This is a genomic window from Clostridium sp. CM036, assembly GCF_055081135.1.
The window spans coordinates 1,172,471-1,188,188 of sequence record NZ_CM143652.1; the positions used below are offsets into that span (position 1 = coordinate 1,172,471).

Here is a 15,718-nt window from a genome sequence, read left to right on the forward strand (position 1 = left end):
CTTTTTTACATTTCAATAGAAACTGCATGAGCAATGCAAGGTATGCTTTCCTTTTGTTGATAGGATATTGGAGACATTAGAGCACCAGTTGCAACTATTAATATTCTCTTTAATTCCCCTCTTCGCATACGGTTAAGAAAATGCCCATAAGTTACAGTAGCAGAACAGCCACAGCCACTACCTCCAGAAAAAACTGGTTGGTCCTTTTTATATATTAAAAGTCCACAGTCTGTAAATATATCTGATGGCATTTCTATACCATGGCTTTTTAATAAACTAATAGCGAGTTTATGCCCTACCTTGCCTAAATCACCAGTAGCAATAAGGTCATAATAGGAGGCATCAACATTTAAATCTCTAAAGTGTGCTTCAATTGTATCTACAGCCGCGGGTGCCATAGCTGCCCCCATGTTAAATGGATCTGAAATTCCCATATCTATTACTCTTCCTATTGTAGTCGAAGTAATCTTAGGTCCAAATCCTTCTTTGCCAAGCACCGCAGCTCCAGCCCCCGTTACTGTCCATTGAGCAGTAGGTGGTTTTTGTCCACCATACTCTGTAGGATATCTATATTGTTTTTCTGCAGCCGCATTATGGCTACTTGCAGATGCTATAACATATTTAGCTGACTTACTTTCTATCAATTGAGCGGCCATGGCTAACCCTTCCATGGAACTAGAACAAGCGCCAAAAATTCCTAAAAAAGGTATCCCTAATGTTCGCGCAGTAAAACTACTGGAAGTAATCTGATTCATCAAGTCTCCACTTATAAAAAAATTTATATCTTCTTTTTTTATACTTGATTTCTTTATCGCTCTTTCACAAGCATGTTCAAGAAGAACTCTTTCCGCCTTTTCATAACTATCCTGTCCAATCCATAAATCTTCATGAATTATATCAAAGTCATCAGCTAAGGCCCCATTACCTTCAAAAGGACCACCAACTGCCGCAGAACCTAATATTGTAGGTTTAGAATTGAAAATCCATGATTGATGTCCTTTAAGCATCTACATCACTCCCAACCATTTTATTGTGATTTTTATCGTAGCAACCACAAAAGCAGAAAAAACTCCATAAACAATGATTGCTCCAGCAAGCCTAAACATATTTCCAGCGACTCCAAGTACATATCCTTCGCTTCTATGCTCAATTGCAGCAGAAGCTATCGAATTAGCAAAACCTGTAATTGGAACAGCAGATCCAGCTCCAGCCCATTGGCCAATGCGGTCGTAAATCCCAAGTCCAGTAAGTAACGCTGAAACAAAGATTAAAACTACTGAAGTCGGACTAACTGCTGTTTTTTCATTAAAATTAAAGTAGGTGATAAAGAACACCTGTAAGCATTGACCAATGGTGCATATGATACCACCTACAAGGAATGCTTTAATACAATTTTTAAAAATAGGTCTTTTAGGTTCTATGCTTTTCACCACTTCACCATATTGCAGTTGAGTTGGCGTTAGTTTTTTCTTTTTCATATTAGACATTATTTCACCCTCTAACGTAATAAATATGGTTTTATTTTTTTCATAACCTTTTCTAGATTTTCAGCATTTTTTAAGTACATAGATTTTGCTTCTTCAGTTTCTGTTTCTAAAGCAAAGGACATAAGGTCCGCCTGACTTTTTTGAATACTGGCATATAGCATTTCTTTAATTTGTGATTTTGGGACTTGAATCAAATCATCAAAAAGATCCAGATATAAATCTCCAGAAGAATCTACTTGACCAATAAAAACATTCTCAATTGCTACTCCTTTGTTTTCTAACTCAGTCTTAAGCCACCCTTTACTCAATCCAATATTGGTAAGACCTTCATTTAACATATTCCCGTCTAAAATAACTGTTTGTGATTCAGCCTTAGACGCAACTTTTATTCCTAAATCATATGAAGTAACAGGCTTTTTATCAGCTTTTAAACTAACATTGATATCTCCTGTTGTTTCCATAACGGCAAATTCAACATCGGCTAAATCAAATGCTTTTTTTGAACGTAATTCTTGTAGAAACTCTTGCCCAGTCATCCTTTCTTTAGCTAGATTATCTTCCATAATTTTACCATTTTTAATTAATACCCTTTCTTTTCCATTTATTACATTGTAAATCCATTTACTTTTCATGGAGGAATAATCTAAGATAATAGGCATCAGTACCCAAACAGCTAGTGCAGTTAGTCCAAAATAAATATTCGTAATTATACCCAATGAAATTAAAGCAACTATAAGAGCAATAATTACATAAGAAATAAACTCAAAAGGCGTAACCTTAAATAAGTTTCTTTTTTTCATAAATCTTGTTAAAACCAGTGTTAAAAAATATAAAATTATCGTGTTGAATAATATTGTTAACCAATTACTCATCATTTCACCTCACTTAGTCACCTTTGTATTGAGGCTCCTGAAACTCTATAGAGCCTACTCTTTTTTCCAAATCTATTTTAATTTTACCTATCTCTTCAAATGCCTCAGTATAAATAGCCCTAGCTTCTTTATTTCGTTCTTGCAATGAATATAATCTTAAAGTAGCTTCAGAACCTTTTAAAGTGGCTAATGTTTGCTTTACCTTAGAGCCAACAGTCATATGGACCTCCTTAATGCTTATCGATTCTTTTTCTCACGCAGTATAACTAACATGCTTTTATTAAAGTTCTATCTTTTTTATTATTCATATATCTTCTCCTATCTTCAATATTTTACTCATTAAACTTTAAATAGTTATTTATTATTACTTAGTTTTATTGAATTGACTATCTTTATGTTATTATGGCCAAAGTTTTCTTTGAAAGATGAAAACAATTGGTATTTGAGATAGTAGAAGAGACAAGGTGGAAACAACATGATTTTAAAAATTTTAAAACACCATAACTGCAATAGTAGAAATTACAAGTGAAAAAGAAGTTAAAAATGAATTGAACAAGTATATTATGTCTCTAAAATATTCAAATAATATTATAGAAGATATTATATATATATAGATAATATTATTGTTAAAGCTATAATCTACAATAAATTATGTGAAGCGAATAGATTAAATATAAAATTCTTATTTAATGTGGCCAATAATACACTAGAAAATAGTCTAAATGATTATGAAATTTCAGATATGCTAAATAATCTATTGGACAATGCTTTTCAAGCTGTCATAAATAGTACTAAGGATAAGGTCTTTATATTAAATATATGTGAAGAAGAAAACTCTAATATTGTAGAAGTTAAAAATAGCGGAATAACAGTAAAGTTTGATAATATAGAACAAATATTTGAAAGAGGTCTTTCTACTAAAGAAGGGGTTAATAGAGTCTATGGACTTTACAATATAAAAGAAATAGCTGAAAGAAAAGGCAGTGATGTTCAGCTATTCTTTGAAGGTAATTATACTGTTTTTAAAATATTGTTCAAACAAATTATTAGGGGGGAGTAAGTTTTCAAAAAAAATCAAAGCAAGTAGCTGAGTTATGTAGAGTCATAGAAGTTAATTTTGTTACATATCTTCTATGGAAATAGCTCTGACTGGTGAACCATCAGCATTTTTATTTTTAAGTGGCATAATACTTAAGATAAAATACTCACTGCTGATGGAATCTAAATTCACTAGGTTCTCAATAATTATAATGTTCTTTGGCATTAATATTTTATGAACTGCAAATGTGGTTGAGTTTATATCATCAATTGAAATTGCATCAATACCAATACCCTTTAAATTAAATTTTGACAACCAATTGGCTGATTCTTCACTTAAAGAAGGAAAATCCTCAAAGTATTTTTTATCACCCCAGTATTTACTCCATCCTGTTTTTATTATAATGAACTCAACATTTTTTATCTTTTCCTCATAGGACCTTAGGCTATCAACATCTATTAGTTTCATATTTTTATTTGAAAAATCAAGAATAGTAGCATTTCCAATAAAATGTTCTATATCTAAATCATTTAAATAAGGACCATCACTGAGCATATGTGCAGGTGCATCTATATGTGTGCCTGTATGTGAGTGCATAGTGATTTTAGCCTCTTGAAAACCATCCTTTTCCAAAGTATTTGACTTTTCAAAAATCGGTTTCTCAGTTCCTGGAAAAACTGGCATGTCGGAACAAATAATATGTGTTAGATCAGTGACTTTCATAATAGCCCTCCCATAATATCTATGTCGTTAAATCAGCTTCGAAGCTGTTAAACCCTTTTAACCACAGCTTTTCTAACAAGCAAATAAACAAAAACCATTGTTATTATAAATAAACATATGAATGTTAATACAGCCATATAAGAGTTTCTCGTGCTTATCCCAAGTATCTTATCAATAAAAATCATTTCCTTTTCTCCAAGGTTAGGATTATTGCATGAAGCTCTTCCATATATAGTAATAGGTATTAAAGAAACTAAAATTTTCATTATTTTATTACACTTATAATATATCATAGTTATTAATAATCCTATTGCAAACGCTACAATGTAACCAGCAAATAAAAATATAACTGTCCCAAATAGTGTTTGCATGCTATTGCTTTGTATCCATACTGTGCCTACACTATAAGACTCGTTATAGACCATATCATACATTGTTGGACTTACCATAAATATATTATACACTCTATTTATTATGACATCCAATATTGACATAGCGAGTCCTATTGATAAAATAGCTACTGCTGCAGCTTTAAAATAATCTACCCTAGTAATATTATTAGCTTGGGCAAAATGAAAATTTTCTTTAAAAAAGTTTAACCCTATCACAAATAAAAATACTACAGATGAAAATTCTAATCCTTTTGTATAACCACTTCCTCCATTTGAAAATTTGTTTGTCATTTCTATACATGTTAATGCACCTATGAAAATAGTGTAATAAATTATTATTGGTTTTAGGCTGCTTTTAATATTGTATTTAGCAAGTTTAAAGCTTGTCATTATTTTACCCTCCCGTCAGTAGTCAAATGAATAAATAGTTTCTGTAGTTCAACCTTTGAAACTTCTAAATCTAGTTTTTTCTGTTGCCTTTTTTCATCATCTGCATTTTTTCCTATTATAATAGCTGATTTAAAAGATGCTATTCCATCTACACTTACACAATTTTTATCTTCAATATAAGCATCTATATTTTTATTTAATCCAGAAACGCAGTAGCACCCTTTTAATAGTTCTTCTACACTTTCGTCCTTAATTAATTTCCCATCTTTAATAATAACTACCCGCTCTATTAGTTGTGCAACTTCTTCTATAATATGAGTAGATAATATAATAGTCTTAGGATTTTCTATATAACTTTCCATAAGTTCTTTATAAAACAGCTCTCTATGATTAGCATCTAATCCTAAAACTGGCTCATCGAATATTAATATTTCGGCACCTGATGCCATGGTATTTATAATTTTACATATGGAGGAATATCCAGTTGAAAGTTCCTTAATCCTTTTATTTATATTTAGTTCAAACTTTTTACAAAGCTCTAATGCATAAGACCTATCAAAGTTTGGATAAAATTCTTTAGTCCAATTAAATAGCTCTTTTACTTTCATAGACTGTGGATATAAGTTTTGCTCTGTCATAAAATGAATTTTCCCTAGACCATTTCCATCCGAGGGCGAGCTATTATTATCTATAGAAATAGTCCCCTCATTCAAGAAAATTCTTTTGTTTATAACGTTTAAAAGAGTTGTCTTACCTGCACCATTTCTTCCTAATAATCCATAAATTTTATTTTCTTCTAATGTTAATGTAATATTATCTAATGCAAAGGTATCCCCATATTTCTTACTTGCATTTAAAACCTTTATTGTGCCCATATTAAATCCCCCCATCAATCATTTTAATAATATCAGTACTTGAAATATCTAATTTTTTAGCTTCCTCTATTAAGACTAATATATAGCTTTCATAAAAATTTTCTTTTCTTTTTTTCATTAACTTTTCTTTACTTCCAGTTACAACAAACATACCAACGCCCCTTTTTTTATATATAATGCCTTCATCTACAAGTAGATTAAATCCTTTTGCTACTGTAGCTGGATTTATTTTATACTTAACAGATATTTCTGTTGTAGATGGAATTGCAGTTTCTTCCTCAAATACCCCCTTAAGAACATTGTTCTCAATAGCTTTAGCAATCTGCATATATATAGGTAGCTCATTATTAAAATCTAATTTCATATTATCACCTTCTTCACTTACTTGGTTAATTACTTATGTAACTAACTATATAACCAAATGACTCCATTGTCAATAGTAAATTGGTTTATTTTAGGTTGAAACTAATAAGCTCACTTAGAAGATCCCCGGGGATATTAATAAATTACGAATATAATTTGTTTTGCTAATAATACATAAAAGACACAACAATACAGTTTGTATTATTGTGTCTTTTATGTATTATTCATTTTCTAAATTCTTAAAAGTATCACTATTACAGCAAATACCACAACTACATCTAGTATCACCAAATTGTAGAGAATAAGCTTGTGAAAGTTCGATATTTGATTTAGCTACTCCTTTAGCGAAATCCTCATTACTTTGTGATACCATTGCTAGAGCATTGGCTTTTTCTTGAGTATTTATTATGGCACCAACAGGAACATATCTATTAGCAGGAATTCTTACCCCATCTGTAACAACAGCTGCCAAATCAATGTAACAGCTATCTTCCACAATAGAATTAAAAACAATAGCGTTAAATCCAACAAAAGTATTATTTCCAATAATACATGGACCATGAACTAAAGCTCCATGAGCAATACTAACTTCATTTCCTATATAAATAGAATATTCTTTTTTATTTACAGAGACTTTCATGTTTTTCAACCCATGTAATATTACTCCATCTTGAATATTAGTTTTAGTTCCAATATAAAATGGTGTTCCTTCATCCGCTCTAAGAGTTGTATTACATCCAATTAATACTTTTGCGTCGATTCTTACATCGCCTATAATGCTCGCGAAAGGGCCTATGAAAGCAGTTTTATCAATACTGGGATACATACTAATAGGATTAAAAGACGTAGGTGGATTACTACTAACAAAATATGAATATACATTAGTTGGGCCTACAGGATTATATCTAACAATTTTATATTTACTCATAATATTTCTCCTAAATATTTGATACTATATTATACGTATCCTTTAGAATAATTGTGATAAAGTATTTTATGATGTAATTAGATATATTTATTTTAACCAAATAAAAAACACTAAGTTAAACTGAGGCCGCTGAAAAAAGCACTCTTTATTTAGTAGAGTTTTCAAGCTTGAATAGAAAAAGCATGAGATATTCATATTTTGGATATCTCATGCTTTTTATTTTATAATTAAGTTTTAAAAGCCCTATTTCATGCTTTTCAACTTAATTATTCTCTTTAGATTCACAGTGAAGATTGATAATGCACCTTGAATTTGCATACTAATTAAGCCTGACGATATTGCTACATCATAGCTATGTTGGTGCTTAAGTTCACTGTTTTTAGCCTCTATCATATAACGTTCCCTAGCTCGTTTTTTAAAATATTCACTTTTTTCGAACTCTATTTGATCTTTGTGAGTATTTGACTTTATTGAAACTGAATAAGTTTTAGATTTAGCGCCTTCTTTATAACACCCATCTTTATGAACACAATTTTTACACTTTTCTACATTAAAATAGTAGGTTAGCACTTGATTTTTACCAACATTCTTCTTTCCCTGTTTTGCTTTTTTAATAGCCATATGACCTGCCGGACATACAAATAAACCAGCATCTTTATTAAACTCAAATTCATCTTCTTTTTTTCGCATTCCTTGTGAAATTACAGGATTTAGTCTTGAAATTAATGCAATTTTATTTTCTTTTGTATATTCTAGGTTTTTCTTTTCAGAATAAGCTGTATCTCCAATTACTTCATTTACATCTATACCAGCCTCACGGCTTTTTTCTATTAAGGTTATGAGCTCCTTTCCATCACTTTTTTCGCCAGTTGTAATAACAGCTGCTGTAATTAAACGTTCTTCACTCATAGCAAGGTGTGATTTATATCCAAAAAAAGAACTATCCTCAGTTTTATGCCCCACTTTTGCATCCTCATCTTTTGATATTTTTAGATTTTCTAAGTCATCATTAATAGCTTCCATTAAGTAGTTTAATTTAGTTTTCACAGCTGGATTTGCTGCAGTTTCTGGCTTCTCGTTTATGGTATCAATTAATAATTTGCAGTACTCAAGAATATCTTCAAGTACTCCAGTTGTAACTTTATTAGGTAACTCTTCTTTAATACCAGGATGTACTCCGTACAATGTTTTTCTTAAGTTTTTTGCACGTTTCAATAATTCCTCGCTTGCTGACTTTTGGTTATAACGTGACTTGGTATGCGTAGCATCAACTATTATTGCTTTACTTTTTAAAACTCCCTCTTTTATAGCAAGTTCTACAGTCTTGTTTATTAATAAATCCAATAAATTCATGTCTTTAAGGCGAAGCTTTCTAAATTTAGTTAGTGTACTTGAGTTTATTAAATTTGTTTCTTCTGGGGCTAAATTTAGAAAATATTTAAAGGACATGTCATAAAGAGTTCTTTCAACAACATCTTCATCAGACAATTCATATATTACTTTCAAAAGTAAATATTTAAATAGCATTATGGGGTTAATAGCACCTCTACCCATAGATGAACTATAGTTAATCATCAATTCGTCATAAACAAATGAAAAGTCAACAAGGTCATTAATTTGCTTTAAAATGTTATCTTTCGGAATAATTAACGAATATAAGCTATGGTATGTATTTATTTTTATTTCCAATTGTCCTTTTAGCATAATAGTTTAGCCCCTTTTATTTTATTCTACTATACTAATTCGACATATCTTTTAAAATTCCTTTTTGTTTTTTAGTCTTTTATATAAAAAAATCGCCATCTTTAATTAGATGACGATTTTTCATATAGTTTTTCAGTGGCCTCGTTAAACTTAGTGTTTTTTTCTTACCTGGCGACAACCTACTCTTCCACAAGGTCACCCCTGCAGTACCATCGGCGCATTGAAGCTTAACCTTCGTGTTCGGTATGGGAACGGGTGTTACCTTCATGCCATAATCACCAGATTGAGAATATAAATATTCTCTGAAAATTGCACAGTGAATTAGTCTTTTCGCTCACGCTCAAAGCCTCGCTTCTTTCTTACGAAAGAAGTATATCGCATTACTTTTAATTATATATTTAGGTCAAGCCCTCGACTTATTAGTATTAGTCAGCTGAACATGTTACCATGCTTACACCTCTAACCTATCAACCTGGTGGTCTTCCAGGAGTCTTACTAACATCGCACTTACGTGCGAGTTATGGGAAATCTCATCTCAGGGTGGGCTTCACGCTTAGATGCTTTCAGCGTTTATCCCTTCCAAACATAGCTACCCAGCGATGCCACTGGCGTGACAACTGGTGCACCAGAGGTTTGTCCATCCCGGTCCTCTCGTACTAAGGACAGCTCCCTTCAAATTTCCTACGCCCGCGACGGATAGGGACCGAACTGTCTCACGACGTTCTGAACCCAGCTCGCGTGCCGCTTTAATGGGCGAACAGCCCAACCCTTGGGACCTACTTCAGCCCCAGGATGCGACGAGCCGACATCGAGGTGCCAAACCTCCCCGTCGATGTGGACTCTTGGGGGAGATCAGCCTGTTATCCCCGAGGTAGCTTTTATCCGTTGAGCGATGGCCCTCCCACGAGGTACCACCGGATCACTAAGCCCGACTTTCGTCCCTGCTCCACTTGTAAGTGTCGCAGTCAGGCTCCCTTCTGCCTTTGCACTCTTCGCGCGATTTCCAACCGCGCTGAGGGAACCTTTGGGCGCCTCCGTTACTTTTTTGGAGGCGACCGCCCCAGTCAAACTGCCCACCTAACAATGTCCTGTGACCAGATTCATGGCCTCCAGTTAGAACCTCAGTACTGTCAGGGTGGTATCCCAAGGATGACTCCACACAGGCTGACGCCCATGTTTCTCAGTCTCCCACCTATCCTGTACAGACAATACCGAAATTCAATGCTAAGCTACAGTAAAGCTCTACGGGGTCTTTCCGTCCAATCGCGGGTAGCAAGCATCTTCACTTGCACTACAATTTCGCCGGATGTGTTGTTGAGACAGTGCCCAAATCATTACGCCATTCGTGCGGGTCGGAACTTACCCGACAAGGAATTTCGCTACCTTAGGACCGTTATAGTTACGGCCGCCGTTTACTGGGGCTTAAGTTCATACCTTCGCTTGCGCTAAGTAATCCCCTTAACCTTCCAGCACCGGGCAGGCGTCAGCCCCTATACATCAGCTTTCGCTTTAGCAGAGACCTGTGTTTTTGCTAAACAGTTGCTTGGGCCTATTCTCTGCGACCTACTTACGTAGGCACCCCTTCTCCCGAAGTTACGGGGTCAATTTGCCGAGTTCCTTAACAACAATTCTTCCGATGGTCTTAGGATTCTCTCCTCACCTACCTGTGTCGGTTTGCGGTACGGGCACCAATATCCTCGATAGAGACTTTTCTTGGCAGCGTGGAATCAGATACTTCAGGAATAAATTCCCTTCCCCATCACATCTCAGCGTTAAGAGCAAACGGATTTGCCTGCTTGCTCCGCCTAAATGCTTAGACACACATCCAATAGTGTGCACATCTTATCCTCCTGCGTCATCCCATTTCTAATAACGTCCATTGGTGGTATCGGAATATCAACCGATTGTCCATCACCTACGCCTTTCGGCCTCGGCTTAGGTCCCGACTAACCCTGAGAGGACGAGCCTTCCTCAGGAAACCTTAGGTTTTCGACCGTTAAGATTCTCACTTAACTCTCGCTACTCATGCCAACATTCTCACTTCTGTACCGTCCACCACTCCTTACGGTATGACTTCAGCCAGTACAGAAAGCTCCTCTACCGCGTACACAATTGTGTACACCCATAGCTTCGGTGGTAAGTTTTAGCCCCGGACATCTTCGGCGCAGGATCTCTTGACTAGTGAGCTATTACGCACTCTTTAAATGAGTGGCTGCTTCTGAGCCAACATCCTAGTTGTCTTAGAAATCCCACATCCTTTTCCACTTAACTTACACTTTGGGACCTTAGCTGATGGTCTGGGCTGTTTCCCTTTTGACTACGGATCTTATCATTCGCAGTCTGACTGCCGAAATAAAAGTATATGGCATTCGGAGTTTGATAGGGTTCAGTAACTGTTGTCAGCCCCTAGCCCATTCAGTGCTCTACCTCCATTACTCAATTAATCGACGCTAGCCCTAAAGCTATTTCGAGGAGAACCAGCTATCTCCGAGTTCGATTGGAATTTCTCCGCTATCCACAGCTCATCCCATGGTTTTTCAACACCAACGTGGTTCGGACCTCCACGGAATTTTACTTCCGCTTCATCCTGGCCATGGATAGGTCACCCGGTTTCGGGTCTACGACATGCAACTATGCGCCCTATTCAGACTTGGTTTCCCTTCGGCTCCGTACCTTAAGTACTTAACCTTGCTACATATCGTAACTCGTTGGCTCGTTCTACAAAAAGCACGCCGTCACACATATAAAGTGCTTCGACCGGTTGTAGGCACACGGTTTCAGGTTCTATTTCACTCCCCTTCCGGGGTTCTTTTCACCTTTCCCTCACGGTACTTCTTCACTATCGGTCACTAGGTAGTATTTAGCCTTGGGAGGTGGTCCTCCCAGCTTCCCACAAGGTTTCACGTGTCTCGTGGTACTCTGGATTAGATCTGACTGTTTTTCCTTTTCATTTACAGGCCTATTACCTTCTGCGGAGCAGCTTTCCAGCTATCTTCAATTAAGGAATTGCAGTATTTATGATCTATCCTCAACCCCCAGATCAAAGACCTGGGTTTGGGCTCTTTCCCTTTCGCTCGCCGCTACTTAGGAAATCGATGTTTCTTTCTCTTCCTCCGGGTACTTAGATGTTTCAGTTCCCCGGGTCTACCTCTGCATACCTATTTATTCAGTATGCAGTACATAGTTGTTACTATGTGGGTTCCCCCATTCGGAAATCTTTGGATCACAGGCTATTTGCGCCTACCCAAAGCTTATCGCAGCTTAACGCGTCCTTCTTCGGCTCCTAGTGCCAAGGCATTCGCCATGCGCCCTTTGTAGCTTGACCTTGATTCTGTCTATTTACATAGACGGTTATATTAATTTTGCGAAATTGTATTAAATCAATTTATAAACTACTTACGTAGTTTTAATTTTTTTAAAACAACTTTTTTTCACTGTGCAATTTTCAAAGAACATTTTAAGAAAAACTATTCATTAGCTAACTCCTAAGAGTTAGCTAAAATTAGTCTCTCAAAATTAAACAGAGAACTAGGTACGATTAATTACAATAGATATTTTTGAAGAACAAATTAATATTCTTCTATTGCATCGACCGAAGTCAATACATCTACTCCCTAGAAAGGAGGTGATCCAGCCGCAGGTTCTCCTACGGCTACCTTGTTACGACTTCACCCCAATCATCAATCCCACCTTCGGCCGCTGGCTCCTTACGGTTACCTCACGGACTTCGGGTGTTACCAACTCTCATGGTGTGACGGGCGGTGTGTACAAGGCCCGGGAACGTATTCACCGCGACATGCTGATTCGCGATTACTAGCAACTCCGGCTTCATGTAGGCGAGTTGCAGCCTACAATCCGAACTGGGATGAGTTTTTGAGTTTGGCTCCACCTTGCGGTCTTGCATCTCTTTGTACTCACCATTGTAGCACGTGTGTAGCCCTAGACATAAGGGGCATGATGATTTGACGTCATCCCCACCTTCCTCCCGGTTAACCCGGGCAGTCTCACTAGAGTGCTCAACTTAATGGTAGCAACTAATGATAAGGGTTGCGCTCGTTGCGGGACTTAACCCAACATCTCACGACACGAGCTGACGACAACCATGCACCACCTGTCACCCTGTCCCGAAGGACTTCGCCCATCTCTGGGTTATGCAGGGGATGTCAAGTCTAGGTAAGGTTCTTCGCGTTGCTTCGAATTAAACCACATGCTCCGCTGCTTGTGCGGGCCCCCGTCAATTCCTTTGAGTTTTAATCTTGCGATCGTACTCCCCAGGCGGAATACTTAATGTGTTAACGGCGGCACCGAGGTTCGACCCCCGACACCTAGTATTCATCGTTTACGGCGTGGACTACCAGGGTATCTAATCCTGTTTGCTCCCCACGCTTTCATGCCTCAGCGTCAGTTACAGTCCAGTAAGTCGCCTTCGCCACTGGTGTTCTTCCTAATCTCTACGCATTTCACCGCTACACTAGGAATTCCACTTACCTCTCCTGCACTCTAGACACCCAGTTTCAAATGCAGCACCCAAGTTAAGCTCGGGTATTTCACATCTGACTTAAATGTCCGCCTACGCATCCTTTACGCCCAGTAAATCCGGACAACGCTTGCCACCTACGTATTACCGCGGCTGCTGGCACGTAGTTAGCCGTGGCTTCCTCCTCTGGTACCGTCATTATCGTCCCAGAAGACAGAACTTTACAACCCGAAGGCCTTCATCATTCACGCGGCGTTGCTGCGTCAGGGTTTCCCCCATTGCGCAATATTCCCCACTGCTGCCTCCCGTAGGAGTCTGGACCGTGTCTCAGTTCCAATGTGGCCGATCACCCTCTCAGGTCGGCTACGCATCGTCGCCTTGGTGAGCCGTTACCTCACCAACTAGCTAATGCGCCGCGGGTCCATCTCAAAGTGGAATTTTCCGAAGAAAAATCCTTTGATGTTTCGATCATGCGACCAAAACATATTATGCGGTATTAATCTCCCTTTCGGGAGGCTATTCCCCTCTTTGAGGCAGGTTACCCACGTGTTACTCACCCGTCCGCCGCTAATCCACCCCGAAAGGTTTCATCGCTCGACTTGCATGTGTTAGGCACGCCGCCAGCGTTCGTCCTGAGCCAGGATCAAACTCTCAATTTAAAAGTTTACACTTTTTTAGTTGAAATGATTAATCTGCGACAACTGTTAAGTCGTTTAATCAACAATTAAGTTGATTCGCAAGCTCATTACATACTTTTAGTCTTACGACTAAATTTTACTTTATACTAAAGTAATTAACTGGTTTAACGAAATATTATTTCGCTATCTTTACCTATTTCTCTGTTTAATTTTCAAAGACCAATTTGCTTTGTCATCATGTGACGACTTCTACTATATTACTAGGTATTTCTTGTTTTGTCAACATTTTTTTAATTTATTTTCATTGAAAAATTTATTTAAAAGTTATTAACAGTTAGCTTATCGTGCCACTCGGTTGTGACGACAAGGAGTATTCTATCACATAAATAAGAGCATAATTTCACAACATAGGTACTCTAGCTAGATTATACTCATATTACTACAAATTGGTCTAAATAATTCAATATTTCGCATCCTGATACGCATGGCTAAATGCTACAACTACCTCTTTATCTACCATAAAAAAACTTACGTCATTTGTAGTACTAGCTAAAAAAGCCACTACTCCTATAAGTAGTGGTTACATTAAGAAATATTTTTTCTAATCTTTAAAAGACATACTCCGTACAATTCTATCAAAGCCAATAATAGTGTTTTTAAAAATGCCTTCTGCTCTATCTTTATACTCTTCCGGATTAATCATTGAAGGGCTAAAATGCGTTAATAAAAGTTCTTGTACATCTCCACTTAAAGCAAGTTCTGCCGCCTCACTAAATGTCATATGCTTGTTCCTTATGGCTTTTTCAATATCATTTTCATTACCATAAGTACCTTCACAAATGAACAAGTCACTTCCTTTAATAAAAGTTGTTATTTTAGGAGTTGGCCTTGTATCTGTTATAAAACTAATCTTTATCCCTGTTCTTTCTTTTCCCATCACCATGCTTGGAAAATATGTTTTATCATGTTCATTTATAATCTCATTTTTTTGCAATCTACTCCAAAATCTCTTTGGTATTTCATTTTTAGCTGCACTTCCTACATCAAATTTTGGTTTTCTATTAAAATAGAGGCTATAACCCAAACAATTAGTTGAGTGCTCAAGTTCTAGTGTTGAAATTATTAAATCATTAAATTCTCCTACTGAAGTATTAATACATTTTAATGAAGCTTGTATTCTCACGGGTTCTTGAGGATTTTCTAAGATATTAAGTTCGTAAGGAAGGTAAGGTGCTGCAACCCTTAGCCCTTTCACAATATCAGTAATACCTTTAGGCCCAATTATAGTAATGGGATCAGTTCTACCACTGTTACCAATCGTTGCAAGAATACCTGGAAGTCCTACAATGTGGTCCGCATGTCCATGAGTTATACAAATCACATCTATCGACTTAAACCCCCAGCCAAGTATTTTCATGGATACCTGGGTACCTTCTCCGCAGTCAATAAGTATTTTTCTTCCTTTATAGTTTATGAGAAGTGAAGATAAATATCTTTCGGGAATTGGCATTCCCCCTCCACATCCTAGCAGTGCTAAATCAACCAATTAAATCACCTCATCTATTGTTTCAACATGAAAAATATGCAAAATTCTATGCTAAAGTCTCCAAGTTGAATCCTATTATTCCTCTTTACAACTTAATAAGAATATCAATTTCGAACTTAAAATCCACAAAAAATATAGGGTATTCCTTATATAATTATATACTATCATAGTCTTCTCATATTCACGAACCTTCATCCAAACTCTTTTATTCTAAACTTATTTAGAGGTGCTATATATGAAGGAATTAATAAAAGTTGTAAGAACCATTATGAAAAATAATAAGA

Annotated in this window: 12 protein-coding genes and 3 rRNA genes; 1 reads left to right on the top strand and 14 read right to left on the bottom strand. The window is 36.4% G+C overall.

The window, feature by feature from the left end; genetic code table 11:
* Positions 1-5: 5 nt before the first annotated feature.
* The 4 genes from spoVAD to ACWJKE_RS05575 are packed head-to-tail and all read right to left on the bottom strand — an operon-like array spanning position 6 to position 2,579.
* Entirely contained in the window at positions 6-1,007 is a 1,002-nt protein-coding gene (spoVAD, locus tag ACWJKE_RS05560; RefSeq protein ID WP_220287833.1) for a stage V sporulation protein AD, read from the bottom strand.
* The gene (gene spoVAC, locus ACWJKE_RS05565; RefSeq protein WP_220320553.1) at positions 1,008-1,487 is read right to left on the bottom strand and encodes a stage V sporulation protein AC; all 480 of its coding nucleotides are present in this window, start codon (positions 1,485-1,487) and stop codon (positions 1,008-1,010) included.
* An 11-nt stretch (positions 1,488-1,498) separates the two neighbouring features.
* Positions 1,499-2,359 carry a DUF421 domain-containing protein gene (locus tag ACWJKE_RS05570; protein WP_220287836.1) on the bottom strand — a complete coding sequence of 287 codons (861 nt, stop codon included), beginning with the start codon at positions 2,357-2,359 and terminating at the stop codon, positions 1,499-1,501.
* 13 nt (positions 2,360-2,372) lie between these two features.
* Positions 2,373-2,579, bottom strand: coding sequence for a DUF1657 domain-containing protein (locus ACWJKE_RS05575; protein WP_216304559.1), 207 nt, complete (start codon positions 2,577-2,579; stop codon positions 2,373-2,375).
* Between the two features lie 471 nt (positions 2,580-3,050).
* Here ACWJKE_RS05575 and ACWJKE_RS05580 point away from each other — a divergent pair, with 471 nt between their 5' ends.
* Complete coding sequence (locus tag ACWJKE_RS05580; protein WP_462959214.1) at positions 3,051-3,419, top strand: GHKL domain-containing protein; 369 nt, start codon at positions 3,051-3,053, stop codon at positions 3,417-3,419.
* A gap of 60 nt (positions 3,420-3,479) precedes the next feature.
* Here ACWJKE_RS05580 and ACWJKE_RS05585 read toward each other — a convergent pair whose 3' ends face one another.
* The 10 genes from ACWJKE_RS05585 to ACWJKE_RS05630 form a co-directional block, all read right to left on the bottom strand.
* Entirely contained in the window at positions 3,480-4,121 is a 642-nt protein-coding gene (locus tag ACWJKE_RS05585; protein WP_216304561.1) for a cyclase family protein, read from the bottom strand.
* A 47-nt stretch (positions 4,122-4,168) separates the two neighbouring features.
* Positions 4,169-4,903 (bottom strand): hypothetical protein, encoded by a 735-nt coding sequence (locus ACWJKE_RS05590; RefSeq protein WP_216304562.1) that lies wholly within the window; start codon positions 4,901-4,903, stop codon positions 4,169-4,171.
* Positions 4,903-5,778: an ATP-binding cassette domain-containing protein gene (locus ACWJKE_RS05595; RefSeq protein WP_216304563.1), complete on the bottom strand. Its 876-nt coding sequence runs from the start codon at positions 5,776-5,778 to the stop codon at positions 4,903-4,905. The genes ACWJKE_RS05590 and ACWJKE_RS05595 overlap by 1 nt, the downstream gene beginning before the upstream one ends.
* Before the next feature lies 1 nt (position 5,779).
* Positions 5,780-6,142, bottom strand: a complete 363-nt coding sequence (locus ACWJKE_RS05600) for a GntR family transcriptional regulator (RefSeq protein ID WP_216304564.1) — start codon at positions 6,140-6,142, stop codon at positions 5,780-5,782.
* A gap of 219 nt (positions 6,143-6,361) precedes the next feature.
* Positions 6,362-7,069 carry an LbetaH domain-containing protein gene (locus ACWJKE_RS05605; RefSeq protein WP_462953954.1) on the bottom strand — a complete coding sequence of 236 codons (708 nt, stop codon included), beginning with the start codon at positions 7,067-7,069 and terminating at the stop codon, positions 6,362-6,364.
* A 243-nt stretch (positions 7,070-7,312) separates the two neighbouring features.
* Positions 7,313-8,773 carry an IS1182 family transposase gene (locus ACWJKE_RS05610; protein ID WP_462952569.1) on the bottom strand — a complete coding sequence of 487 codons (1,461 nt, stop codon included), beginning with the start codon at positions 8,771-8,773 and terminating at the stop codon, positions 7,313-7,315.
* Between the two features lie 166 nt (positions 8,774-8,939).
* Positions 8,940-9,056, bottom strand: a 5S ribosomal RNA gene (rrf, locus tag ACWJKE_RS05615).
* Between the two features lie 116 nt (positions 9,057-9,172).
* Positions 9,173-12,098, bottom strand: a 23S ribosomal RNA gene (locus ACWJKE_RS05620).
* 293 nt (positions 12,099-12,391) lie between these two features.
* Positions 12,392-13,909: ribosomal RNA gene (locus ACWJKE_RS05625) — 16S ribosomal RNA — on the bottom strand.
* Together the 16S, 23S and 5S rRNA genes form the textbook arrangement of a ribosomal RNA operon.
* A 580-nt stretch (positions 13,910-14,489) precedes the next feature.
* On the bottom strand, positions 14,490-15,434 hold the full coding sequence (locus ACWJKE_RS05630; RefSeq protein WP_462953955.1) for a ribonuclease Z: 945 nt from the start codon (positions 15,432-15,434) through the stop codon (positions 14,490-14,492).
* Positions 15,435-15,718: the final 284 nt, after the last annotated feature.

What these genes read in the sequence shown, in the direction of transcription:
- ACWJKE_RS05605 (WP_462953954.1), bottom strand. Translation starts at nt 7,069, where the DNA reads ATGAGTAAATATAAAATTGTTAGATATAATCCTGTAGGCCCAACTAAT.
- ACWJKE_RS05575 (WP_216304559.1), bottom strand. Translation starts at nt 2,579, where the DNA reads ATGACTGTTGGCTCTAAGGTAAAGCAAACATTAGCCACTTTAAAAGGT.
- ACWJKE_RS05595 (WP_216304563.1), bottom strand. Translation starts at nt 5,778, where the DNA reads ATGGGCACAATAAAGGTTTTAAATGCAAGTAAGAAATATGGGGATACC.
- ACWJKE_RS05570 (WP_220287836.1), bottom strand. Translation starts at nt 2,359, where the DNA reads ATGAGTAATTGGTTAACAATATTATTCAACACGATAATTTTATATTTT.
- ACWJKE_RS05590 (WP_216304562.1), bottom strand. Translation starts at nt 4,903, where the DNA reads ATGACAAGCTTTAAACTTGCTAAATACAATATTAAAAGCAGCCTAAAA.
- ACWJKE_RS05585 (WP_216304561.1), bottom strand. Translation starts at nt 4,121, where the DNA reads ATGAAAGTCACTGATCTAACACATATTATTTGTTCCGACATGCCAGTT.
- spoVAC (WP_220320553.1), bottom strand. Translation starts at nt 1,487, where the DNA reads ATGTCTAATATGAAAAAGAAAAAACTAACGCCAACTCAACTGCAATAT.
- spoVAD (WP_220287833.1), bottom strand. Translation starts at nt 1,007, where the DNA reads ATGCTTAAAGGACATCAATCATGGATTTTCAATTCTAAACCTACAATA.
- ACWJKE_RS05600 (WP_216304564.1), bottom strand. Translation starts at nt 6,142, where the DNA reads ATGAAATTAGATTTTAATAATGAGCTACCTATATATATGCAGATTGCT.
- ACWJKE_RS05610 (WP_462952569.1), bottom strand. Translation starts at nt 8,773, where the DNA reads ATGCTAAAAGGACAATTGGAAATAAAAATAAATACATACCATAGCTTA.